The 285-nt window shown below is 43.2% G+C and carries 1 protein-coding gene; it reads right to left on the reverse strand.

From position 1 onward, the window contains the following. Positions 1-105: 105 nt before the first annotated feature. Positions 106-285 (reverse strand): hypothetical protein (locus QP915_RS11620; RefSeq protein WP_284769436.1); only part of this gene is annotated, 180 nt, incomplete at its 5' end.

Genomic DNA, 285 nt, shown 5'->3' on the forward strand with positions numbered 1-285 from the left:
TTTTTTGTGCCTGACCATGAGTCTTGTTGACACGGTTGGTGTTGGCAGGGTGTGGTTGGGGTGTTGTGTGAGAACTGTATAGTGGACGCGAGCATTAAACACGCATTAAATGGATTGCTTATTTGTGGTTTGTTTGTGTGTGTTTGTGTGATTTCTTTTTTCTTTAATCAATTTTTTGTCAAGTTCACTTGTGTGGCCACCTGCATGATTTTTGTTGTGTGTGGTGGTTTGTGTGTTCGTTATTAAGGGCGCATGGTGGATGCCTTGGCATGCTGAGCCGATGAA

Origin of the sequence: Corynebacterium sp. MSK158, from assembly GCF_030229085.1 — a bacterium.
Lineage (GTDB): Bacteria > Actinomycetota > Actinomycetes > Mycobacteriales > Mycobacteriaceae > Corynebacterium.